The sequence below is a fragment of the Methylothermaceae bacteria B42 genome (genome assembly GCA_001566965.1).
Taxonomy (GTDB): Bacteria; Pseudomonadota; Gammaproteobacteria; order Methylococcales; family Methylothermaceae; genus Methylohalobius.
This window is the reverse complement of record LSNW01000010.1, coordinates 1-22,055: the sequence shown is the minus strand read 5'-3', so window position 1 is coordinate 22,055 and position 22,055 is coordinate 1. Positions and strand designations below refer to the sequence as shown.

Here is a 22,055-nt window from a genome sequence, read left to right as displayed (position 1 = left end):
ACCACTTCCATGTCAGAACAAGCGAACCACCTTTCCATTGCCACTAACACTTTACTGACTCAAGCGGGACTGGATACCCAAGACCTATCTAAAGTCTTGGCAACGATTTTGTCCGTTCCCGCCGATCTCGCCGATGTCTTTCTGCAATTCACCCGCCATGAATCCTGGGTGCTGGAAGATGGCATTGTCAAAGAAGGGGTACATAGTATTGAACAAGGCTTTGGCGTGCGCGCTGTCAGCGGAGACAAAACCGGCTTTGCCTACAGTGACGTCATCGCTCTGGACCCCCTCCTGGAAGCGGCTACCAATGTACGCGCCATCGTCCGCAGCCGGCATTCCTCCCAGCAAGCCATCGCCGCGCCGCAGCGGGAACATCGGTTGTATCCCGCTACCGACCCGCTCCACTCTCTTTCCACCGAGGACAAAATCGAGCTGCTCCGGCGCCTGGATAGCCTGGCCCGGCAAAGCGATTCCCGGGTGGAACAGGTAATCGCCAGCCTATCGGGAAGCTACGAAGTCATTTTAATCGCCACCCAGGATGGCGCGCTCCACGCCGATGTCCGCCCCCTGGTCCGGCTCAACATCAGCGTCATCATGCAGCAGGATGGCCGCCGGGAACAAGGCTCGGCGGGTGGCGGCGGGCGCGGCGACTATCATTTGTTTTTTCAGGAAAATCGGGCGGAAAGCTATGTCGAGGAAGCCATCCGCCAGGCTCAAATCAACCTGGAAGCCACCGAAGCTCCCGCCGGCACCATGACCGTGGTGTTGGGCTCGGGCTGGCCCGGCATTCTCCTCCACGAGGCCATCGGCCACGGGCTGGAAGGCGACTTCAACCGCAAGGGCACCTCCGCTTTCAGTGGCCGCATTGGCGAACAGGTCGCCTCCCCGCTTTGCACCGTGGTTGACGACGGCACCCTGCCCGGCCGGCGTGGTTCCTTGAATATCGATGATGAAGGCACGCCTACCCAATCCACTACCTTAATCGAAAAAGGCATCCTCAAAGGCTATATGCAGGATCAAATGAATGCCCGGCTGATGGGCATGCCCGTCACCGGCAATGGCCGCCGCGAATCCTACGCTCACACGCCTCTGCCGCGCATGACCAACACCTATATGCTCCCTGGCGATCACGATCCGGAGGAAATCATTGCTTCCGTGGAAAAAGGCCTCTATGCCAAAAACTTTGGCGGCGGCCAGGTGGATATCACCTCGGGCAAATTTGTCTTCTCCGCGTCGGAAGCCTATTTAATTGAAGATGGCCGGATTACCCGGCCAGTCAAAGGCGCTACCTTGATAGGCAACGGTCCCGAGGTCTTGACTCGGGTGAGTATGGTGGGGAATGACTTGAATCTGGATCCCGGCGTTGGTACCTGCGGCAAGGACGGACAAAGTGTTCCGGTAGGGGTTGGCCAGCCGACTTTACGGGTGGATGGACTCACCGTAGGAGGCACCCATGTCTAATATCGAATCCCAATTGAACATGCTCGAAGACAAAGTAGCCGCCGCCCTGGAGCACGCCAAAAAGCTGGGCGCCAGCGGCGCCGAAGCAGGCGTGGGCATGGATCAGGGCTTGTCTGTCAGCGCCCGCAATGGAGAAGTGGAAACCGTCGAGCACCACCGCGACCAAAGCCTTGGGATAACCGTCTATTTCGGCCATCGCAAGGGCTCGGCCAGCACCACTGATTTGAGTGACATTTCCCTGAAGGAAACCGTGGAAGCGGCGTGCACCATTGCCAAATATACCCAGGAAGATCCCTACTCCGGCCTGCCCAACCTGGAACTGCTGGCCAAGGAAATCCCGGATCTGGACCTTTTTCATCCCTGGGATATCAGCGTCGATCAAGCCATTGAACAAGTCATCACTTGTGAAAACACCGCCCGGGAATATCACCACGAAATTGTCAATTCCGAAGGCGCCAGCTTGAACACCCACCAAGGCATCCGGGTGCTAGGAAACACGCTTGGTTTCCTTCACGGTTATCCTGTTTCCCGCCACAGTATCAGTTGCGCCGTGGTGGGGAAACGAGATAACAGCATGCAGCGGGATTATTGGTACACCGTCGCCCGTGATCCATTGGAGCTCGAGTCTCCGGGACAAGTGGGACTGACCGCGGCAAAACGGACCCTAGCCCGCCTGGGCGCCCGTTCACTGCCCACCCAACAATGCCCGGTCGTCTATGACGCGGAAATCGCTTCCAGCCTCATCGGGCATTTCCTCGCCGCCATCCGTGGCGGGAATCTGTACCGCAAATCTTCATTTTTGACCGACAGCCTGGGGAAAAAGGTATTTCCGGATTTTGTCCATATCCTCGAACAACCCCATCTCAAAAAAGCCATTGGCAGCGCCCCCTATGACAACGAAGGCGTCGCCACTTATCCCCACGATTTGATCCGCGATGGCGTTGTCAAATCTTATATTTTAAGTTCTTATTCCGCCCGCAAGCTGGGCATGCAAACCACGGGCAACGCCGGCGGCGTGCACAATGTTTTGGTGGATTTCGGAGATCTGGACCGGGAGGCTTTGCTCAAGGAAATGGGAACAGGCTTGTTAGTCACCGAACTCATGGGACACGGCATCAATATCGTCACCGGCGACTATTCAAGAGGCGCGGCCGGATTTTGGGTGGAGAACGGGGAAATTCAGTACCCGGTGGAAGAAATTACTATTGCCGGCAACCTAAGGGACATCTTCCGAAACCTGGTTGCCATTGGCAGCGATGTGGACCGGCGCGGCAATATCCGCACCGGCTCTATTTGGGTGAAGGAGATGACGGTGGCAGGAGACTGAAAATAGGCGCGGGGAGAGGCTTCCAGACACTAAACCACTAATAAAAACAAGGTGCCAACATAAGTCTCCAACGCATAAGCGCAAGCCACGCCAAATCCATAAGAAGGCGGCTTGGCCAGTAATTGACGGAAAATATTTCCCACCGCCATCAGTCCCCACAAAAGGAATGCCAGCGTGGTATAAAATGCCGCCAATAACTCGCTGCCACTGGCCAGGCGTAGCCAGACCAAAATGGGGATGGATAACAAGCCAATCGTTGCCACGGTCCCCATCACCATGGTGGAAAGAGGAAAAAAAATTTCTGTTTTATCCTTGATTAAAAGAAAAACGCCAGTAAAAGCCAAGGTGAGAATCACTTCACAGGCGGCGGCAATCGAACCTTCGGCGGGATCGACGAGCAAGCCTTGAATCACCCAAAATACCAGCAGATAAAATACGGCCGTATATTCAAAAGCTCTGTCAGAAAAATGCCATTCTTGCGGAAGAGGACGAAAAAAACATTGGGAAAGGAAAAGCTTGGCCATTTCCATAATCGTTCTCCCCATAGGGTTTTGTTTGACTCTTTATCTATTAACGGCCTGTCTTTGAATCGCTTTACCAGCAATAGGGTTTTTTGAGACCTTGGTCACATTTAAATCAATGTCGGCGCTCATTTATCATTAACCTTAAATTCAGGTTTGCCTGCGACAATCGCCCAAGAATAAAATTTGTTAGGGAGGAATAGTGATGGGAAAAATATCTCTTTGGGGCTTAATCATCGGTCTAGCTCTGCTGGCTGGGTGCGCCAGCAATCCAAAAACCGACTTTTCCAAACAAAACAAGGAAGTGTGCAAAAGCTATGATCCCCAACTGGCTTTAACCATGGGGCAATTAAGTGCCGCTTCATACGAAAACAAACTGTCAAAGCGTAAAGATGCTGTTACAAAGATGGGTTTTACTTTCGACCGGGAAGTCCAGGACCCCGACCATGGCACCCAAGGATTTCTAGCCTATAGCGACGAAATCGCCGTGGTGGTGCTCACAGGAACGGAAGATGTCAAGGACTTGCTCAAAGATGCCCAGGTCTGGACCCAGGAAGGCAGAAAAGATCCCCAATGTGATAAAAAAGTCTCCATCCATAACGGCTTCTACCGGGCCCTGAGCAATATCAAGAAAGATGAAACCCTGTTTCAAAGGCTGACCCAGTTACAGCAGCAAGGCCGTAAAGTCTATTTTACCGGTCACTCCTTGGGGGGCGCCTTGGCTACGATTTTGGCCTATTTCACCTCCCTCGATCATCCTGACATCCAGGTTACAGCCGTTTATACCTTCGGCCAACCTCATACTGGCACCAGTAGCTTTCAAAAATGCTATGATGCGCGCTTGAAAAACCGAACCTTCCGTTTCGTCAACAGCGACGATGCCATTCCCCGCATCAAACCAACCGATAATTATGAACACGTGGGGATTCCGATTTACTTCGACAGCAAGGGAAATATCGTGGAAGAAGCGGATTTTTCCGCCTTAAACAGTGTGGGTTCATTTATTGACAGCCCGTTTATTAACGACCATGACATCCGCAACTATCTCTACCATCTGGAGAAAAACAAAAACAAGCACCCATTTTCCTGCCAGTAAACTTAATCTTGATATGAAAACAATAATTTACAGGGAGTTTTTATGAAAAAGTTAATTATTTTAATGACCTATGCCGGGTCTTTGGTTTTTACCGGGTTGCCTTCGGTTGCCTTGGCAGAAGAAACCGGTATCGCTGCCTATTACAGCAACGTCTTTCAGGGACGTAAAACCGCTTGCGGCGACCGTTATGACAAAGATGCCCTCACCGCCGCCCATAACACCTACCCCTGCGGTACCCAGGTACGGGTGACCAATCTGGAAAATAATCGCAGCGTGATAGTCACCGTCAATGACAGGGGCCCCTCCACGCCGGGGCGGATAATCGATCTCTCCCACCGCGCCGCCCAGGAATTGGGATATTTGAAAAAAGGCCTGGCCAGAGTCAAGGTCGAAGCGGTTTCTTCACCCGAAGAAAAACCCTGATTGCGTGATCAAGGCTGGTTTAGGGCGTTGGTAATCTCAATGGCGGTTGCCAAGGCCCGCCGGCCAGCCTGCCCGGATATCAAAGGCCGGCTTTTGTGACGGATGCAGTCAATAAAATGGCGGATCTCCGCCAGTAGCGCATCGGATTCCTGATATTGAATCCGGTTCTGTTGGATTTCCCCACCGCTGTTCCAGCAAACAGACAGGCTTCGCGTCTGGAAATCCAGCGACACATAGCGCTTTGCCAGAAACAGACGCATTTTTCTTTCATGCTTCAAGCTCACCCGGCTGGCAGTGACATTGGCCACACTGCCATTGGCAAACTGCAAGCGGGCGTTGGCTATGTCCACTTCGTCGGTCAAAACGGGAATGCCACTGGCATCCAGTTGCACAACTTCGCTACCCACCAACTCCAAAATAATATCGATGTCGTGGATCATCAGATCCAACACCACATCCACATCGGTGGCACGGGATTTAAAAGGCGCCAGACGGTGGGATTCGATAAACCGGGGCCTTTCCCGAACCCAATCCAGCGCCAACAGTACCGAATTGAAGCGTTCCAGATGGCCCACCAATAATATTCGATCCGCCCTGCGGGCAGCTTCAATCAAACCATCCGCCTGCTTCAGATTGGCAGCAATCGGTTTTTCCACCAGAACATGGAATCCCCGCGCAAGGCAATAGCTGGCCACTTCATAATGACCGCTGGTGGGTACCACCACACTGACCGCATCCACATCGGGCAAATCGCTTAGGGCAGACAATCCCAGACAATCAAAGCGCTGGGCAACTTCCTGCGCTCTTTGCGGCAAGGCATCGACCACCGCCACCAGCTCGCATTCATCCAGGCAGGCATATTTCTGCGCGTGATACTGGCCAAGATAACCCACGCCAATGACCGCGCAGCGGAGCTTTTCAGACAAAGCCGTGCATCCCCCTTTTGCTGGGTACCGCCAGCCAATTCCGAAGCTGTATTATTTCTTCGGTTTCCGGCAAATCCTCCAAGCCTTGTTGGTGCCTGAGACGGCGAAAGGCTATGGATAAAACCCGGTAACGCTCGCCGTTGATACCTGCCCGCCTCAAACCCACGGTATTGAGCCGGTAATGCTTGACCGGAAGGCCACCCACCAAGGTGAACGGAAGCACATCCTTACTGACCCCGCTGGTGCCCCGGATCATGGCCAGGCTACCAATCCGGCAAAATTGATGCACCATCGCCCCGCCACCGAAAAACACCCTGTCTCCCACCTCCACAAATCCCCCCAAGGCAACCCCGGAGGCCAGAATATTATTATCCCCCACCTGGCAATCATGGCCCACGTGACTGTGATTCATAAAATAATTATTATCGCCGATTTTGGTCACACCTTCCTCGGCACTGGCCCGGCTTACCGTAACGCCTTCCCGGAAGGTATTGCCACTGCCAACCTCAAGCCAGGATCGGGTTGACTCTTTGAAACCGAGATCCTGCGGCAATCCGCCCAAAACAACATGAGGATGAATACGATTATCCGCCCTCAGCTTGACCCCGCGGCGAATCACTGCATGGGCATCGATCACGCAACCGTCGCCGATAGTGACACCGGGCTCAACCACCACAAATGGGCCAATGACCACTCTCCGACCTAAATGCACGGTTTTGTCAATTTGAGAAGAGGGATGGATGAAGTTCCCGGCTGTCATAATCTTACAGAAAGAATCATTGGATAATGTACGCTAATAAACAGCATCAAGGAGTTGCCCATATCAATGGCTGGCATCTGACCTATTCAACCCCGCGGATGAAAACGGGCATGGATTTGTTTTAACCTTTCCTGTGCCACATGGGTATAAATTTGCGTTGTCGATAGACTACTGTGCCCAAGGAGCATTTGCACAACCCGAAGGTCAGCACCGTGATTGAGCAAATGGGTGGCAAAGGCGTGGCGCAAGGTATGGGGAGACAGGGGCCGGGTAATGCCTGCCCGTTTGGCATGACGCTTGATTAGATACCAGAAAGCCTGCCGGGTCATGGGCCCGCCCCGCTGGGTGACAAACAGAGAATCGGATTGCCGCGGTCCCAACAGCAACCCCCTTGCCTCCGCCAAATACCGGTCCAGCCATATCGATGCCTCCTCCCCCATGGGCACCAGTCTTTCCTTCCCCCCCTTTCCCATCAAGCGAACCAGGCCCCGGTGGCTGTCCACTTGATTTAATTGCAATTTCACCAGTTCGGACACCCGCAATCCGGTGGCGTACAGCAACTCCAGCATCGCCTTGTCCCGCAGCCCCAATGGTTGTTGTACCGACGGCGCTTCCAGCAGGCTTTCCACATCCCGCTCGCTCAGTGAATCGGGGATCGGACGTCCCAGGCGGGGGGAATCAATACCGGCACAGGGATCGGCCGTAATTAACCTTTCCCGCAATAGCCAGCCATAAAATTTGCGCAAGGAGGAAAGCAACCTGGCGCTGCTCCGGGCATTGGCGCCCGCCCGGAAACGATGGCCCAGATAGGCGGAAATATCTCCGCCACTCACTTCCACCAACGGTTTTTTCAACCAACTCAAAAACTGTTTCAGATCTGTGACGTAAGCTTGACGGGTATTGGCGCTCAATCCCTCTTCCAGCCACAAAGCCTCCGCGAAACGCTGGATCAGCTCAGGATCAGTTTCTAACATCCCCTCCAACCTTCGTGACGCAGCAACCAATGTTTGATGGCAGGAAATGTTCCGGAAGTCTCTCCACAATATCCGCCCAGCCCTCGCCTGCCGATTACCCGGTGACAAGGAATGACGATGGGATAAGGGTTTCTGCGGCAAGCCTGGGCAATGGCCCGGGGCGAGGAACCCAGCTGCCTGGCCAGCTCCCCATAGGCAACAGTCCTCCCTGGCGGAATCCCCGACATTGCTTGCCAGACCCGCTTTTGAAAGTCGGTGCCTTGAATCGCCAGATCCCAGTCAATCTGAGCATTGGGGTTGTTGAAGTAATCCAAGAATTTTTGCCGAAGGGGTTGACCGGCCTTGGTTGTGGGAGACGTCTGGCCTTCCGACCAGGCAATGTCGGTAATGATGCCTTTTTGAGTGGAAACGATCAACTGTCCACAAGGGGTTTGCAAACGCCATTGGTCAATCGTATTTGCATCCAATTCAATGGCATGCCAACGAATCGTCATCAATCCAAACAAAAATGGGCGCATGATGCGCCCATTTAAAGTTGAAGCTAAATTTAAATCTTCTCTTTAATCCGCGCCGCCTTACCGCGCCGGTCGCGCAGATAATACAGCTTGGCCCGCCGCACTTTACCCCGGCGCTTGACTTGAATATCCTGCACCATTGGACTATGGAGTGGAAAAACCCGCTCCACCCCTTCTCCGTGGGAGATTTTGCGCACGGTAAAGGCTGAATTCAGTCCTCTGCTGCGTTTGGCGATAACCACGCCCTCAAACGCTTGCAGGCGTTCGCGGTTGCCTTCCTTCACTTTCACCTGGACCACCACGGTATCTCCCGGCCCAAATTCAGGAAAGGATTTGCCCAACTTGGCCATCTGTTCCTTGTCGAGTTCTTCTATGATATTCATCGCTTAAAATCCCCTTGTTTCAGTTCACTTCTAAATTCATCCAATAATTGCTGCTGCTCCGCCGACAACGTCACTTTCGCCAATAAATCCGGTCGCCGCTGCCATGTCCTGCCCAGCGCCTGTTTCATCCGCCAGCGGGCAATGGCCTGGTGATTGCCGCTGAGCAGGATATCCGGCACCTTCATGCCTTCAATCACTTCCGGCCGGGTGTAGTGAGGATGATCCAACAGTCCCGCCACATAAGAATCCTGCTCGGCGGACTGCGGATCGTGCAACACCCCCGGCAACAACCGGATGATAGCGTCCATCATCACCAATGCCGGCAACTCGCCCCCGGAAAGCACATAATCACCGATGGACCATTCTTCCTCGATGACGGTTTCCAGGAGCCGCTCATCAATACCTTCATAGCGGCCCGCCACCAGTATCAGCCGGTTTTCCCCGGCAAGCCGGGCGATGTCTTTCTGTTCCAGTCTTTTTCCCTGGGGTGAAAGATAAAGAATCCGGCCGGGTATTTCAGAATCCACCTTTGCCGCTTGGATAGCGTCCCTGAGCGGCTTGACCTTCATCACCATGCCCGGTCCGCCGCCGAAAGGCCGGTCATCCACGGTGCGGTGGCGGTCTTCCGTGTAATCTCTGGGATTCCAAGTCTTGAGCGCCACCAACTTGCGTTCAATCGCGCGCCCGGTAACGCCAAAGCCGCTGGCGTGTTCAATCATCTCAGGAAACAGGGTAACGATATCAAAACGCATCAGTTATCTGTCTGAAGATGGTGGAATTCAATACTCAGGATCCCAATCTACCTGAACCTTGCCGGCTGCCAAATCCACCTTTTTGACTACCTGGTCCCGTATCCAGGGAATCAACATTTCCCTGCCTTCATCCCTGACAATCATCACATCATTGGCGCCGGTTTCCATCATTTCCGCAATCCGTCCCAAGGATCGATGGGACAGGTCTTCCACCTTCAGGCCAATCAAATCATGCCAGTAATATTCCCCAGGCTCCAAAGGCGGCAACTGGCTACGCTGGATTTTGATTTGCGCGCCGATCAGCGCTTCCGCCTGTTGTCGCGTTTCGATACCTTCAAGCCGCGCCACCAGACTTTTCCCTTGTTTACGGCTATCCAGCACCTGGATGGACTTCAGTCCTCCATCTTTTTTTGCCAGAAACCAAGGCGTATAATTAAAAATCTGCTCCCGCGGCTGGGTATAAGAAAAAACCTTGACCCAACCCTTGATTCCAAAAACGCTTGAGATTTTGCCTACCAGAATCTCGTCGGCCACTATCCTCTTAAGCTTCGGCTTCCGGCTCCGCTGCAGCTTTCTCTTCCTGCATTTTGCGCCATTCCTTGAACAAGCTTTTCACCCGAGTGCTCACTTGAGCGCCGTTGGCAATCCAGTATTCCGCGCGTTCCATATTCAAACGCAAGCGTTCTTCCTGACCGCTGGCGATAGGATTAAAAAAACCCAAACGCTCAATGTGACGGCCATCGCGCTTTGCCCGCTTATCCGCGGCAACAATGTGATAAAAAGGACGCTTCTTGGCACCACTGCGGGCCAGTCGAATCGTAACCATAAAAATGATCTCTCCCGTTAAACCTAAATTTCAATCAAGTCAATCGATATATTTTACTGGGTTTCCAACAGATGTTAAGTAAAAATTTATTCTCCCGCCAGAGCTACCTTATTTAAACACGTAAAGGATTGATTGAAGGGGTAGGTGGTCTGATTCGAAAGCCTCGCCGGCAGGGAGGCCGGCGTGGAGCCTACAGGGACGTATTTACGGCGTTTTTCGAAGCAGACCACCTACCCCCGGCTTGAATAGATGACGGAGTCCTGTTTCTCCCGCCCTCAATCCATCGATTAACCTACATTGAGGTTTTGCTGATCAGGCAAAGAACAGTTGTCAGGCGTACATCAGTCGCCCTTTTGGTTGCGGAATTGACCGACCCAGTTCTTTCGCTGTTTCAATCCACTCTCCAATGACCCTCTCGGCATTTTTTACGGCTTCCACATAGGTCTTTCCATCTACCATACAAACTGGCAACTCAGGCACTTCCACGACATATGACTGATCTTCATCGCTCCAATAAATTATCATTTCATACTTCATCTTTCTTTCAACAGCAGGAATTATCCTGCTTCACGCCCTGCTTTCCAGTATATAGTCCAACCACAAATTGGTAAGCTTTTCCTGCACCGTATTTTGCCGAAGCCGGCCGTGGAGGTGTTCGAAATCCACCCGGTCGAGATCCTGGTCCTGGTTGTAACAGGAATAAACAAAATACTCCTTGCCCGTCTCCGGATCCATGTGACGGCACAGGCACTGCCCGCAGACCCCTTTCATCATACACTGCATCGGCGAATTGATAGAACCGATGGCGGTGTGCTGTTTCTTCAGATAAGGCGCCAGGATGCCGTAACGGGCTTCCTTGACTGCCTTCATCATCCGGTCGGAGCCGATCACTATCAGATGTTCCACATCGTCAAAGTGAATCGGCGTCGGACCAAGTTTCCCTTCTGCATAAGCCACCATGGCTTCGACGATATTGCCGACAAAAGTTTTGTCCTGAGGCCGAGTGGGTTCGATGGGCTGGGCGCCTGGCGCGGGATCCACCGACCAGACAATCAAATCCGAAGCTTCCTCGATTTCCTTGACCTTGAAAACATCCTCGGATTTCCGGTAACCGGCGAAATACAATACTTGATTGCCCGCCGCCCGCAGCGCCTTGCCGATGGAAAACAGCACCGCGTTACCCAGACCGCCGCCAATCAGCAACACCGTCCGGCCCGAGGGAATTTCCGTGGGCGCCCCGGTCACCCCCATCACCACGATGGGATCGCCCGGTTTCCACAAAGCACACAAGCGGGAAGAACTGCCCATTTCCAGGACAATCAGGGAGACAATGCCCTTCTCCTTGTCCACCCATGCGCCGGTGAGCGCCAGACCCTCCGAAGCCAACACGGTGCCATGACTGATAGGCGCCAGTGCCTCGAAATTCTGGATCCTATAAAATTGGCCGGGCGTGAAATGCTTGGCCGCCATCGGCGCCTTGACCACAATCTCCACAATCGTCGGCGTCAGGCGGCTGACTTCGACAATATGGGCCAACAGCAAATGATCCAGTTGCTCGCTGAATTGACGCCAGCGCTGGTCCAGTTCCGCCTGATCCCGCTCTGAATCCGCCAATTCCTTCTCGAACAGACGGACAATGTAAGGATAGCAATCCTTGGCGCTGGCCATAGCCCGCACAACGTTACCCGCATAGACGGGATGGTTGTCGCCATAAAAGGTGATGTACTTGCCATATCTTTTATAAGAGGTAAACGGCGCGGGCTGGCCGATTTTGGGCCAGGGGACCTCTTCCTCTACCGGCTCCAAATCGGCAATGCCATCCAGCCAGTCGGGTTCATGGGGTTTATAGAACTTGCCCGCCATCTCGAAGGTGCCGGGGTGTTCTTCCTCGTAAATGGTGTTGGGGGAAGTTCCGGCCGCCACGAACAGACTGCGCAGGGGCACGTCAAGGGTTTCGCCGCTGCGCTTCCAGTTGCCGTCTTCTTCAATCATTTTCTCGAACTTGACGGCGCCTAGATGGCCATATTGATCCTGCAAAGCCTCCAGCGGACTCATCCCTTCCGCCAGGGCGATGCCTTCTTCCAATGCCTCGCGGATTTCCTCGTGATTCTGCCGGTATGCGGGGGAATTGCGCATGCCCCGGCGGTAGAACAAGGTCACCCCGCCCCATTGATTGAGCAGCGGCAGAAAGTTGGGCTTTTCTCCCGCGGCCTCGGCCCGTTCCCGTTCCGCGCGGATGGCGCGGCCGTGTTCCAGGGCCTCATCCAGAATCATCCGTTCTTCCTCGTCATAACGGGCACGGACGGTTTCTTCGCCGAACTGTTCGGTCAGCTTTTCATAACGGTGCAGAATCTTCTCCACTTGCACAGGATAATAGGCCAGCAGCTCCGTCGCCGTATCAATTGCGGTCAGCCCGCCGCCGATGACTCCCGCCGGTAAGCGGACTTGCAGATTGGCCAGGGACGATTCCTTGGCCGCGCCGGACAATTGCAGCGCCATCAAAAAATCCGACGCCTTGCGGATGCCCCGGATCAGATTATTCTTTAAAGGAATAATGGTAGGCTTGCCCGCGCCGGCGGCGATGGCGATGTGGTCAAACCCCAGATCCCAGGCTTCGTTAATGGTCAACGTACCGCCAAAGCGAATCCCGCCATAGCAACGGAAATTCCGGCGCCGCAGCAGGGTAAGATAAATCACTTTGAGAAAGTTCTTGTCCCAGCGCACAGTAATGCCGTATTCTGCCACCCCGCCAAAGCCGATCATCACCCTCTCGGCCAGATCTTCGTAGATTTCCTCCAAATTCTCGATGGGCTGGGGCGACGTGTTCTCATCCCCCACCAATGCCTTGGGCAGCGGCTCGATCTTGAGCCCGTCAATCCCCACCACGCCAAAACCTTCATTGGAAAGATAGTGCGCCAGGGTATAACCCGCTGGCCCCATACCCACCACCAACACATTCTTGCCGTTATAGGGCAGCGGATAAGGGCGTTTGACATTCAGCGGATTCCAGCGGGTCAGCAGGCTGTAGATTTCAAAACCATAGGGCAAATGCAGCACATCCGTTAACACATTGGTTTCGATTTCCGGAATATTGACCGGCTCGGTCTTTTGATAGATACACCCTTTCATGCAGTCGTTACAGATCCTATGGCCGGTGCCGGGGCACATGGGATTGTCCACGGTAATCAGCGCCAACGCGCCGATATCGTCCCCCTGGCGCTTGACCAGATGCATCTCGGAAATTTTCTCTTCCAGCGGGCAGCCGGTCACGGGATTACCGAAAGGGCCGGTCTTGAAGCCGCCTTTCTTCTTGTCCCGCATCCCCTTGGAACAGGAGTCGGTGTCCCGTTCGTGACAATAGATGCAGTGATCCACCTCGTAGAGCACGGGGCGCAAATGACGGTAACGATTATCGGTCAGATGGAAACCATCGCGGCGGCGAAGGTGCGCTTCTTCCCCTACCCACGCCCGGTAGCCGTGCCGCTCCAGCCACTCGTGCTCAACCAGATGATTGACGTCGGTCCGCGCCGGGGTTTTGAAGCTCACCCAGCCCGCGACTTCCGATTGCAAATCAGGGCACCGGGGAACCGCCCAACTCCAACGCAGGACGCATTCATACAGCGCCGTCACCAGTTCCGATGCCGGTTGCGCCAAAATTTTACCCCACACTTCCCGCGCCTGGGAGTGGGCTTGCAGTTTGGAACGGTATTCCTCAACTTCAGCTCCGAATTCGCCTTCCGCTTCACCGCTGTTTTCCAACGTCCGGAAATGCTCGTTTAGCCGTTGAAGCGCGACCGCCAAACCGGCCACAGACTTTTCCCGGTCGGACAAATTTTCCGCCAACGCTTCTAGCAAGCTATTGAACTGTCGCTTGAGCGCGACAATATCCCAATCCTCGAGTTTCTCCCGCTTGAATCGCTTGGCCGCTTCCTTGCCGACAATTTCATTGCGGAAGCGGAAAACCGTTTCCATCTCCGCCACAATCCTGCGCATCTGCGCGCTGCGGTATTCTTCCAGATTAAACAACCTGGCCACAAAAGAGCCCACAAACGGCGCCATCCGCACCAGCAATTCGGAAATCTTTTCCGGCGCCATGCCTTCGCCCCGGCAGGCGCGGTATTCATCAAACTCGGTCAATAATCCCGGGTCCCGCTCTTCGACAAAACGGTCGAAAGCGCCGGTTAACTCTTTTAACTTAAAGGGGTCGTACAAATCCCCGTAACTGAACCCGTCAATACCCAACTGCAAAGTGTCTTGTTGCGTCATTTCGCTCCTTACCTATTGACCGCTTGCCGGAAAAATCGTAGATCTAGCATTTTGGAATGAAAAATCTGTTTATTATAACCTTTTTCACCTACAGCTTTTGAATCAGGGAGAACCCCTGGCAGAACCACGTCATTTATAATTCGTTATGAATTGCGTTACAGCGCCCTGGCAGGTTAGTCAGCCGGGTTGACGCAGTCGTTATGCCTTACTATAGTACCAAATATTGGTACTCCTTCAGGAATTGTGAAATGAGCAAAAACACCAGCATTACCCTTGGCCCCCACTTTGAGGACTTTATTAATAGGCAACTGAAAACAGGGCGGTTTTCTTCCGCCAGCGAAGTGATTCGCGCCGCTCTGCGGTTATTGGAAGAGGAAGAAACCAAGCTTGCCACCCTTCGAAAATTGCTTGAAGAAGGCGAACAAAGTGGGATGTCAGACTACACGCTTACAGGGCTTATTGACGAACTGAACAGCGACATCCACTAGATATTGCCTCATTTCTCCCTCACCAACGCGGCCAAAAACGACCTGGTAGGTATTGCCAAATATACGCAACAACGCTGGGGAGTCGGTCAGCGCGATAAATACCTGGCTCAACTTGATGATATGTTTCATCAATTAGCCGATAATCCAGAGCTTGGCAAGCGCTGTGATTACATTAAGCGTGGCTATAGAAAATTTCCCATCGCCAGCCATGTAATTTATTACCGGACCGCTTCCAGCCAAATTGAAATTATTCGCGTGCTTCATAAGCGCATGGACGTTTCTGAATCAATTTTTTAGGCAACAGAACAATTAGCGGACATCAGCACTTACCTGGAAAGCCAGGGATAGCCCATTGGACGCAGTGACCTATTGATTGCCGCTCAGGCCCGTCACCTGGCTCTAGTCATGGTCACGCACAATAGCCGCCATGGCCATTCTCTGGCGGGTGAGGCCGAAATAAAACCTACCCCGATAACACGGTGACAAAAATTGTCACTTTTAGACCCGTCTTTCAACCCAAGCCCGTCACCTGCCAACCCGTTAAAAGTCTAACTCATTGATTAAAAAGCCCCGTAAAAGTTGGCAAGGCTTTTGCTTGATATTTTTGCGTAAAGCATTTTTACATTTTTTTTCAACCACTCTAACTAGGAGAGTATTCATGATGAAACGCACACAACAGGGTTTTACCTTGATCGAATTGATGATCGTGGTGGCGATCATCGGCATTTTGGCGGCGATTGCGATTCCTGCTTACCAAGATTACACCATTCGCGCTAAGGTTTCAGAAGGTATAGTAGCAGCTTCAGCTGCAAAAGCATCTGTATCTGAGTACTACACATCTCAAGGCGCAATGCCGGCAACCGGAACAGCAGCAGGTTTTGTTACAACTAGTACAGCAATTATTCAATCCCTCGGATATACACAAGTTAGTACTACTGCGGGAAATGTTACCGTTGCATTTAAGGCAATCGGCGGCGATGCAGCTGCTGGTGAAACAATCATATTCAGGGGAGTAGGTAGCTCGTCCGGAGTAACATGGACCTGCACCGGAGGCACCTTGGATGATAAATACCGTCCTGCAAATTGCCGCGGCTAACCCTTAACTCAGATTGACTCCTTATGACGCCCCGTTAATCGGGGCGTTTTTGTTTAAAAAAATAAATCTAACAGCAAAAACAACCATTATTTTATATAACATTGAGTGTTGCATGAAATCTTCCTCCGTTCTGATTCTTCTATTATTTGTATTGGCTAGCACCTTCCTAGTATACGCACAAGGCCTTACTGGCGGTTTTATCTTCGATGATATTCCAAACATCATAAATAACGATCATATAAAAATTGATAAACTTGGGAAACAGGAGTTATTACATGTACTGAATTCCGGATTCAGTGGTGTATTAAAACGACCAATTAGCATGTTAAGTTTTGGTTTAAATTATTATTTCACAGGATTTAGCCCTTACTATTTTAAGCTAGTAAATTTAATTATCCATCTTATTAATGGAATATTAGTATTCGTATTGACATTACTCTTATTAGAGAGTTACAGAAAGGTATGGAAATCATCAATAAGTAATAGCCAAATTCATTTGCTAGCTCTAATTGTTGCAGCAGGTTGGCTATTACATCCCATTCAGCTAACAAGCGTCTTATACATCGTACAACGAATGACCAGTCTCGCAGCACTGTTTACGCTTAGTGGCTTAGTGTTCTATGTTTGGGGTAGATTACGTATGCTGGAAGGAAAGCATGGAGCTGGAATAATATTATTTGGTATTATATTTTTTGGAATACTTGGTATATTCTCAAAAGAAAATGCTGCCTTGATGCCACTATATATACTCATAGTTGAATCCATTGTTTTCCGATTTACGACTTATAACAATAAAACGAAATATTATATTTATACGCTTTTATCACTTACCTTAGTTTTCCCAGCTATTTTAGTAATCACTCTCTTGATAATAGACCCAGAAGTATTAATTGGAGGTTATTCAAATCGAGAATTTACCCTACAGCAACGGTTACTAACAGAGCCAAGAATTATTTGGAGTTACCTTCATATGATTCTACTTCCAAACAATGCCAAACTGGGGTTATTTCATGATGATTTTGAAATATCACATGGATTTTTCAATCCGGCAACAACAATAGTTTCAATATTAGGATTAGCGGGACTATTTATTCTAACAGTCGTCATATCCAAACGAACTCCTATTGTGGCTCTTGGGATATTATTTTTCCTCTCAGGACATGCTCTTGAATCAACAATATTTCCTTTAGAATTATTTTATGAACACCGAAATTACCTTCCTTCATATGGTATCATTCTCTCTGCTTTTTACATACTAGCTCAATGTGGTTATAAAATAAATTCTAAAATTACACGTATTGCAGTCCTTGTACTAATATTACTATTCGCTTTTAATACTTCAATACGTGCAAAGCAGTGGAGTGATCCATTAAAATTCAGTCTGTTTGAAGTAGAACACCACCCAAATTCATTTAGAGCAAATTATGAAGCGGGACGCACCTTATCCATGCTTCTGGATAACCCTGTAATTAACAATAAAAAATATATTTTTTCGCAAGCAAATATATATTTCCAAAAAGCAATTGAGATAAAACCCGAACCAATCGGATTTATAAGTAAGATTTTACTAAACATTAATCATGGAAAAAAATTAAGCAAAAGCGATTTTCATCGCTTACTAGAAACTCTTTCAACAAAACCAATTAATTCATCTACTACAATTGCCATCAATAATTTGTTCCAATGCAAAATGGCAGGTAACTGCCTATTACCTGATGAACAGCTAACTGAAATTATCCAGGCAATCGGAAGCAATCCTTACTTAAAGGGACGATTTGGAGCCATAATTGCGACAAGTTTTTCAGAATATTTAGCCAATTACGTTAATGATTATAAAAGCGCTCTTTTCTTCAGCCAGCTTGCAACACAATTAGCGCCGGCGGAGATTCAACCTCGTCTAAACCTAGCCAATTTATTGATTGTTTTGCGAGATTATAATAACGCTGAAGAACAGCTTAAACTTATAGAACAGAAGGATTTTATTGGAGCCTATACTTCCATAATACAGTCAATGCGAAATGAATTAAATAAATTTAATGAAAAAAACATATTTGAAATTGATAGAAATCAATATGGCTTTTAAAAGCAAAAATCTAAAATTTTATTTACCCCATTTTTTATTTCTCATATTACTAGGGTGCACTCTCTCTATCTATTGGCAAGGCTTGTACGGTCCCCTGCTTCTTGATGATTATCCGCAGCTAATACCGATAATAGACAACATTTCAACAGAAAATATAAAATGGTGGAGGAGCCTTCTCAGTGATAGTGGCCCTCTGAAGCGTCCAATATCCATGGCCACGTTCCTACTCAACGCCATATATAATGGCAGAAATATATTTGCATGGAAATTTACAAATCTTATCATTCACCTAATTATTGCATTAATTTTATTCTTTCTTACAGCACACATTTATACCTATAACAAAAAAATAATTTCAAGACATTCATGGCGGTTGCCAACCATCCTCTCCTCTCTTTGGCTTTTGCACCCATTGCACGTAAGCACAGTGTTATACACTGTACAACGAATGGCCCAACTCTCTGCTTTATTTGTATTTTCAGGCTTATTAACTTATATCATAGGACGTAAACGGCAAATATTGCAAAATAATGGGTATTGGCTAATTGCCATTTCTTTTATCCTTTTCATTCCCCTATCAGCATTTAGCAAGGAAAACGGTCTTTTATTACCATTGTTTTTATTAATTACCGAATTATTTCTTTTTCGATTTCATGGAGAAAAACATACAAAACGTTACCTTACTATTTTTTTTATAATTTTTTTATTTATACCTTTACTAATTTGTCTCTATTATTTTATATTCCATATGAGTTTTTCCCTAAATTATGATGGAAGACCTTTTACTTTATATCAACGAGTTCTCACTGAATTTCGTGTACTTTGGCTGTACATTTTTCAACTAATCCTCCCTATCCAAAGAACCATGGGTTTTTTCCACGATGACTTCATCGTCTCCCATGGATGGTTAACGCCCCCTACGACAATAATATCTTTTTTTGGCATTTCAATACTGCTATTTATTACTTATTTCGTAAGAAATAGTATGCCTTTATTAGCATTTGGCATTATTTTTTTCTTTGTGGGACACTTGTTGGAGTCCACTGTTCTGCCATTAGAACTCATATATGAACATAGAAATTACTTGCCATCCTATGGTGTATTTTTAGCAATATTTAGTTTATTTTATTATTTGAATTCTAATATTAGTCCCACAACAAAAAAACTAATGGTTGTCGCTATTTTATTTTTCTTATCAACATTAACTTTTATTAGAGTGCAAACTTGGAGTTCATATACAAGTTTCTATAATTATGCCTACCAAATCCACCCCCAATCTTACAGAGTAACAGCAACCATCGCAGAAGAACTTACCCGGCAAGAACATTATAATGATGCTTTAAGTATCCTTGCTCCAGTTAATGGAAACGGGCCAATGTTGCAGCGGCTTTATATTCAATGTATGCGAGATCATACATTAGAACCGCAGGCAATAAATAATATCACCGACAGCTTGAGTTCTCCAATAGATGATCAATCGTTAACAGGCATTCTCGAGCTTGCCCGACTAGGATTGGAAAATACCTGCAATATTCCCCTAAACCAATATTCTTCGTTACTAACTAAAGCGGAAACACTGAATACTCGTAGCGCCAAAGATAAATACAAAATAGCCTTATACAATGCACAATATCAATGGAAGCTTGGGAAGAAGCTAAATGCCTTGTCAGCCCTAGAGCGAGCTCACTTACTCAAACAAGATACTCCTATTCCCTTATTTCTTAAAACAGAATGGCTAATAGAAATGAGAAACATTCAACAAGCAAAAATCTCTTTCTCTAGAGCCAAGGAAATTGCTGCAGCCTCAAAATTCTCCTATGATGAATTAATCTCTAAAATAAATAGTAAATTTCATTCTGTAACCATCCCACATTAGCTTCTCCATCCCTGGAAGAAAGGCTGGGATGTTCCTGATGGAATTCGAGTTCATGCCTGAACCTGTAGCGGATGAATCCCATGAAAACGCCGTGAAGCATGCCTTCGACCAACTGGAGACACGCTTGGACCAGGAACTGCTGAATGATCCAGATTTCGCTTTCACCAAGGCGCCGACCTTCACCGACAGCTCCTACAGTGTCTCTATCGGTTACGACTATGAAGGCCGATGGAGGAAAAAGGCCGCGGGATTCCTCCACGCCTTGGCAGGCCCTCTGTTATCGCTTTTCAAGGAAACCGAGTAACGTTTTCAGTATTTGAAGTGCAACCTGCAAGGGGAATATATGAAGCGGCCTGAGACGGCGAATCTAAACCTCGAACAACAGTTGCATCACCAGCGCAATACTCGAATCCTGGAGTGCGTCCTGACTTTGCCAGTGTTGAGTATATCTTCAAATGCCCAGGAGAAAATCAAAGCGCTTGAGCGGGTTTTGGCTGCTTATCGGGACGATCCAAACAAACTGCTGACCACTTGGAAAGGGAAGTGAAAAAGATGCGCCATAGGAAATCTTGCTAGTTCGGACGAATTTTCTTACACCTGCATTAAAGCAATTTTTCACTTTTCATTTCTGAGATCGGCTTCACAGTCGCAAGCTCACTGCTGAGCTAAATTTCCATCTGCAACTTTATTATCCACGAAAGGAGATCTTTATGAATAAATCGCTTTTCCAATCCCTTATCGGATTTTGCCTGCTGCTGGCCAGCCAGTTCGCACTGGCGGCGGTCAATGTCAACAAAGCCGATGCCAAAGCAATCGCCCAGGAACTGAGCGGCGTGGGCAAAGCGCGGGCCGCCGCCATCGTCAAGGAACGGGAAAGCAATGGACCGTTCAAAGACGGCAAGGATCTGGCCAAACGAGTCAAGGGCATTGGCTCCAAAGTCATCGCCAAAAACAAAGACAAATTGCGCTTCAAGTAACCATCATGCGGGGCGGAAATAGCCCGTCCCGCTTACCCCCTCCCTACACTTCACGCCGAGTTATGATCGAAAGTGGTGTATGAGCAAGGGTTGATAGAGGCGGCGTACCCTGTTGAAATTCGGTTTGACAAAGACTGAAGACCAACAGAGGAGGTACGCCACCATGAGCAAAGATAGCGTAGTTGAGTTTCGGACGCCAGAGGTGATTGAAGACCCGTTGACTGAACTGCTGAGACAGGGAGCGAAGCGATTGATCCAGCAGGCCATCGAGGCGGAATTGGAGGAAATGCTGGCGCACTATGCCCAGGTTCGTGATGCGCAGGGGCGGCGGGCGGTGGTCCGCAATGGCTATCATCCGGAGCGGGAGATACTGACGGGGATTGGCCCTGTGGAGGTGAAAATGCCCAAGGTGAGGAGCCGTCATGGGGAGTCGGTGGTTTTTCATTCCTCCCTGGTCCCGCCGTACATCCGCAAGGCCAGGCGGGTGGAAGCCGCCCTGCCTTGGTTGTATCTGAAAGGGATCTCCACAGGTCAGATGCAGGAGGCTCTGGAAGTGCTGCTGGAACCGGAGGCCAAGGGATTGTCGCCTGCGGTGATCGGCCGGTTGAAGCGCCAATGGGAGGAGGAATACGAAGCATGGTGCCGCCAGGATCTGAGCAAAGACAGGTGGGTGTATTGGTGGGCCGATGGCATTTACAGTGGTCTTCGGGCGGATGATCAGGCCTAGTGATCATTGGTGTCAATGATCGGGGGGAGAAACATTTTCTGGCCATTGAGGATGGGGTGCGGGAATCGACGCAGAGTTGGCGGGAAGTGCTGTTGGGATTGAAGGCACGCGGGCTGACGATTGCGCCGAAGCTGGCGGTGGGAGACGGCGCTTTGGGTTTTTGGGCGGCGCTGTCGGAAATCTATCCCGAGACCCGGCAGCAGCGCTGCTGGGTTCACAAGACCGCCAATGTCTTGAACTACCTGCCCAAGGGAACGCAACCCAAGGCCAAAGAAGCCCTGCGCGAGATCTGGAACGCCGAGGACCGGGCCGGTGCGGAAAAGCCTTCGATCACTTCATTCGCACCTATGGGGCCAAGTACCCGAAAGCGGTGGACTGCCTATACAAGGACCGGGGTGCCTTGCTGACCTTTTTTGATTTCCCAGCCGAACACTGGCAGCACATTCGGACCACCAACCCCATCGAATCAACCTTCGCCACCATCCGGCACCGGACGGACAGCCCCCTGCGTCAGACTAGTTGTCGCCTCTATAAAACAGAGGAATTAAACGATGTCCCAACGTTATAGTGACGCATTT

General features: G+C 49.8%; 23 protein-coding genes and 1 pseudogene. 13 read left to right on the top strand and 11 right to left on the bottom strand.

Features of this window, described 5'->3' with window-relative positions:
• Nucleotides 1-9: 9 nt before the first annotated feature.
• Together tldD and pmbA are read left to right on the top strand one after the other, a co-directional pair.
• Nucleotides 10-1,461: a metalloprotease TldD gene (gene tldD / locus AXA67_05600; protein KXJ41466.1), complete on the top strand. Its 1,452-nt coding sequence runs from the start codon at nucleotides 10-12 to the stop codon at nucleotides 1,459-1,461.
• Nucleotides 1,454-2,788: a metalloprotease PmbA gene (gene pmbA / locus AXA67_05595; protein KXJ41465.1), complete on the top strand. Its 1,335-nt coding sequence runs from the start codon at nucleotides 1,454-1,456 to the stop codon at nucleotides 2,786-2,788. Before tldD ends, pmbA begins: the two co-directional genes overlap by 8 nt.
• A 29-nt stretch (nucleotides 2,789-2,817) precedes the next feature.
• Here the strand turns inward: pmbA and AXA67_05590 are convergent, their stop codons facing one another.
• Nucleotides 2,818-3,318: a hypothetical protein gene (locus AXA67_05590; GenBank protein KXJ41464.1), complete on the bottom strand. Its 501-nt coding sequence runs from the start codon at nucleotides 3,316-3,318 to the stop codon at nucleotides 2,818-2,820.
• Between the two features lie 196 nt (nucleotides 3,319-3,514).
• Between AXA67_05590 and AXA67_05585 the strand changes: the two genes are divergently transcribed.
• Nucleotides 3,515-4,405, top strand: coding sequence for a hypothetical protein (locus tag AXA67_05585; GenBank protein KXJ41463.1), 891 nt, complete (start codon nucleotides 3,515-3,517; stop codon nucleotides 4,403-4,405).
• A gap of 42 nt (nucleotides 4,406-4,447) precedes the next feature.
• The gene (locus AXA67_05580) at nucleotides 4,448-4,828 is read left to right on the top strand and encodes a hypothetical protein (protein ID KXJ41462.1); all 381 of its coding nucleotides are present in this window, start codon (nucleotides 4,448-4,450) and stop codon (nucleotides 4,826-4,828) included.
• Nucleotides 4,829-4,836: 8 nt separating this feature from the next.
• Here the strand turns inward: AXA67_05580 and AXA67_05575 are convergent, their stop codons facing one another.
• The 10 genes from AXA67_05575 to AXA67_05530 form a co-directional block, all read right to left on the bottom strand.
• On the bottom strand, nucleotides 4,837-5,754 hold the full coding sequence (locus tag AXA67_05575) for a UDP-N-acetyl-D-glucosamine dehydrogenase (GenBank protein KXJ41461.1): 918 nt from the start codon (nucleotides 5,752-5,754) through the stop codon (nucleotides 4,837-4,839).
• Nucleotides 5,747-6,514: an acyl-[acyl-carrier-protein]--UDP-N-acetylglucosamine O-acyltransferase gene (locus tag AXA67_05570; GenBank protein ID KXJ41460.1), complete on the bottom strand. Its 768-nt coding sequence runs from the start codon at nucleotides 6,512-6,514 to the stop codon at nucleotides 5,747-5,749. Before AXA67_05570 ends, AXA67_05575 begins: the two co-directional genes overlap by 8 nt.
• A gap of 86 nt (nucleotides 6,515-6,600) precedes the next feature.
• Nucleotides 6,601-7,488 (bottom strand): recombinase XerD, encoded by an 888-nt coding sequence (locus tag AXA67_05565; protein ID KXJ41459.1) that lies wholly within the window; start codon nucleotides 7,486-7,488, stop codon nucleotides 6,601-6,603.
• Complete coding sequence (locus tag AXA67_05560) at nucleotides 7,482-8,006, bottom strand: hypothetical protein (GenBank protein KXJ41458.1); 525 nt, start codon at nucleotides 8,004-8,006, stop codon at nucleotides 7,482-7,484. The genes AXA67_05565 and AXA67_05560 overlap by 7 nt, the downstream gene beginning before the upstream one ends.
• 29 nt (nucleotides 8,007-8,035) lie before the next feature.
• Entirely contained in the window at nucleotides 8,036-8,386 is a 351-nt protein-coding gene (locus AXA67_05555; GenBank protein KXJ41457.1) for a 50S ribosomal protein L19, read from the bottom strand.
• Nucleotides 8,383-9,138 carry a tRNA (guanine-N1)-methyltransferase gene (locus tag AXA67_05550; protein ID KXJ41456.1) on the bottom strand — a complete coding sequence of 252 codons (756 nt, stop codon included), beginning with the start codon at nucleotides 9,136-9,138 and terminating at the stop codon, nucleotides 8,383-8,385. Before AXA67_05550 ends, AXA67_05555 begins: the two co-directional genes overlap by 4 nt.
• 27 nt (nucleotides 9,139-9,165) lie before the next feature.
• Nucleotides 9,166-9,675 carry a ribosome maturation factor RimM gene (locus AXA67_05545; GenBank protein ID KXJ41455.1) on the bottom strand — a complete coding sequence of 170 codons (510 nt, stop codon included), beginning with the start codon at nucleotides 9,673-9,675 and terminating at the stop codon, nucleotides 9,166-9,168.
• A gap of 4 nt (nucleotides 9,676-9,679) precedes the next feature.
• Complete coding sequence (rpsP, locus tag AXA67_05540; protein KXJ41454.1) at nucleotides 9,680-9,964, bottom strand: 30S ribosomal protein S16; 285 nt, start codon at nucleotides 9,962-9,964, stop codon at nucleotides 9,680-9,682.
• A 330-nt stretch (nucleotides 9,965-10,294) separates the two neighbouring features.
• On the bottom strand, nucleotides 10,295-10,501 hold the full coding sequence (locus AXA67_05535) for a hypothetical protein (protein KXJ41453.1): 207 nt from the start codon (nucleotides 10,499-10,501) through the stop codon (nucleotides 10,295-10,297).
• A gap of 30 nt (nucleotides 10,502-10,531) precedes the next feature.
• The gene (locus AXA67_05530; protein KXJ41452.1) at nucleotides 10,532-14,230 is read right to left on the bottom strand and encodes a pyridine nucleotide-disulfide oxidoreductase; all 3,699 of its coding nucleotides are present in this window, start codon (nucleotides 14,228-14,230) and stop codon (nucleotides 10,532-10,534) included.
• A gap of 248 nt (nucleotides 14,231-14,478) precedes the next feature.
• Here AXA67_05530 and AXA67_05525 point away from each other — a divergent pair, with 248 nt between their 5' ends.
• The 9 genes and pseudogenes from AXA67_05525 (at nucleotide 14,479) to AXA67_05485 (ending at nucleotide 21,976) form a co-directional block, all read left to right on the top strand.
• On the top strand, nucleotides 14,479-14,718 hold the full coding sequence (locus tag AXA67_05525; GenBank protein ID KXJ41451.1) for an antitoxin: 240 nt from the start codon (nucleotides 14,479-14,481) through the stop codon (nucleotides 14,716-14,718).
• Between the two features lie 3 nt (nucleotides 14,719-14,721).
• Nucleotides 14,722-15,015, top strand: coding sequence for a plasmid stabilization protein ParE (locus tag AXA67_05520; GenBank protein ID KXJ41450.1), 294 nt, complete (start codon nucleotides 14,722-14,724; stop codon nucleotides 15,013-15,015).
• A gap of 364 nt (nucleotides 15,016-15,379) precedes the next feature.
• Nucleotides 15,380-15,814, top strand: coding sequence for a pilus assembly protein PilE (locus AXA67_05515; GenBank protein KXJ41486.1), 435 nt, complete (start codon nucleotides 15,380-15,382; stop codon nucleotides 15,812-15,814).
• 112 nt (nucleotides 15,815-15,926) lie between these two features.
• Nucleotides 15,927-17,897, top strand: a complete 1,971-nt coding sequence (locus AXA67_05510; protein ID KXJ41449.1) for a hypothetical protein — start codon at nucleotides 15,927-15,929, stop codon at nucleotides 17,895-17,897.
• A complete protein-coding gene (locus AXA67_05505) occupies nucleotides 17,887-19,773 on the top strand; it encodes a hypothetical protein (GenBank protein KXJ41448.1) in 1,887 nt (628 codons plus the stop codon). The genes AXA67_05510 and AXA67_05505 overlap by 11 nt, the downstream gene beginning before the upstream one ends.
• Nucleotides 19,774-19,801: 28 nt before the next feature.
• A complete protein-coding gene (locus tag AXA67_05500; protein ID KXJ41447.1) occupies nucleotides 19,802-20,077 on the top strand; it encodes a hypothetical protein in 276 nt (91 codons plus the stop codon).
• 39 nt (nucleotides 20,078-20,116) lie between these two features.
• Nucleotides 20,117-20,320 (top strand): hypothetical protein, encoded by a 204-nt coding sequence (locus AXA67_05495; protein ID KXJ41446.1) that lies wholly within the window; start codon nucleotides 20,117-20,119, stop codon nucleotides 20,318-20,320.
• 163 nt (nucleotides 20,321-20,483) lie between these two features.
• Nucleotides 20,484-20,750: a hypothetical protein gene (locus AXA67_05490; protein KXJ41445.1), complete on the top strand. Its 267-nt coding sequence runs from the start codon at nucleotides 20,484-20,486 to the stop codon at nucleotides 20,748-20,750.
• 163 nt (nucleotides 20,751-20,913) lie between these two features.
• Nucleotides 20,914-21,976, top strand: a pseudogene (locus tag AXA67_05485) (transposase).
• The last annotated feature ends 79 nt before the right edge of the window (nucleotides 21,977-22,055 follow it).

Bases quoted from the DNA above. Each gene is read 5' to 3' on its own strand.
- tldD (KXJ41466.1), top strand. From the start codon at position 10: ATGTCAGAACAAGCGAACCACCTTTCCATTGCCACTAACACTTTACTG.
- pmbA (KXJ41465.1), top strand. From the start codon at position 1,454: ATGTCTAATATCGAATCCCAATTGAACATGCTCGAAGACAAAGTAGCC.
- AXA67_05590 (KXJ41464.1), bottom strand. From the start codon at position 3,318: ATGGAAATGGCCAAGCTTTTCCTTTCCCAATGTTTTTTTCGTCCTCTT.
- AXA67_05585 (KXJ41463.1), top strand. From the start codon at position 3,515: ATGGGAAAAATATCTCTTTGGGGCTTAATCATCGGTCTAGCTCTGCTG.
- AXA67_05580 (KXJ41462.1), top strand. From the start codon at position 4,448: ATGAAAAAGTTAATTATTTTAATGACCTATGCCGGGTCTTTGGTTTTT.
- AXA67_05570 (KXJ41460.1), bottom strand. From the start codon at position 6,514: ATGACAGCCGGGAACTTCATCCATCCCTCTTCTCAAATTGACAAAACC.
- AXA67_05565 (KXJ41459.1), bottom strand. From the start codon at position 7,488: ATGTTAGAAACTGATCCTGAGCTGATCCAGCGTTTCGCGGAGGCTTTG.
- AXA67_05560 (KXJ41458.1), bottom strand. From the start codon at position 8,006: ATGCGCCCATTTTTGTTTGGATTGATGACGATTCGTTGGCATGCCATT.
- AXA67_05555 (KXJ41457.1), bottom strand. From the start codon at position 8,386: ATGAATATCATAGAAGAACTCGACAAGGAACAGATGGCCAAGTTGGGC.
- AXA67_05550 (KXJ41456.1), bottom strand. From the start codon at position 9,138: ATGCGTTTTGATATCGTTACCCTGTTTCCTGAGATGATTGAACACGCC.
- rpsP (KXJ41454.1), bottom strand. From the start codon at position 9,964: ATGGTTACGATTCGACTGGCCCGCAGTGGTGCCAAGAAGCGTCCTTTT.
- AXA67_05535 (KXJ41453.1), bottom strand. From the start codon at position 10,501: ATGAAGTATGAAATGATAATTTATTGGAGCGATGAAGATCAGTCATAT.
- AXA67_05530 (KXJ41452.1), bottom strand. From the start codon at position 14,230: ATGACGCAACAAGACACTTTGCAGTTGGGTATTGACGGGTTCAGTTAC.
- AXA67_05525 (KXJ41451.1), top strand. From the start codon at position 14,479: ATGAGCAAAAACACCAGCATTACCCTTGGCCCCCACTTTGAGGACTTT.
- AXA67_05515 (KXJ41486.1), top strand. From the start codon at position 15,380: ATGAAACGCACACAACAGGGTTTTACCTTGATCGAATTGATGATCGTG.
- AXA67_05510 (KXJ41449.1), top strand. From the start codon at position 15,927: ATGAAATCTTCCTCCGTTCTGATTCTTCTATTATTTGTATTGGCTAGC.
- AXA67_05505 (KXJ41448.1), top strand. From the start codon at position 17,887: ATGGCTTTTAAAAGCAAAAATCTAAAATTTTATTTACCCCATTTTTTA.
- AXA67_05500 (KXJ41447.1), top strand. From the start codon at position 19,802: ATGTTCCTGATGGAATTCGAGTTCATGCCTGAACCTGTAGCGGATGAA.
- AXA67_05495 (KXJ41446.1), top strand. From the start codon at position 20,117: ATGAAGCGGCCTGAGACGGCGAATCTAAACCTCGAACAACAGTTGCAT.
- AXA67_05490 (KXJ41445.1), top strand. From the start codon at position 20,484: ATGAATAAATCGCTTTTCCAATCCCTTATCGGATTTTGCCTGCTGCTG.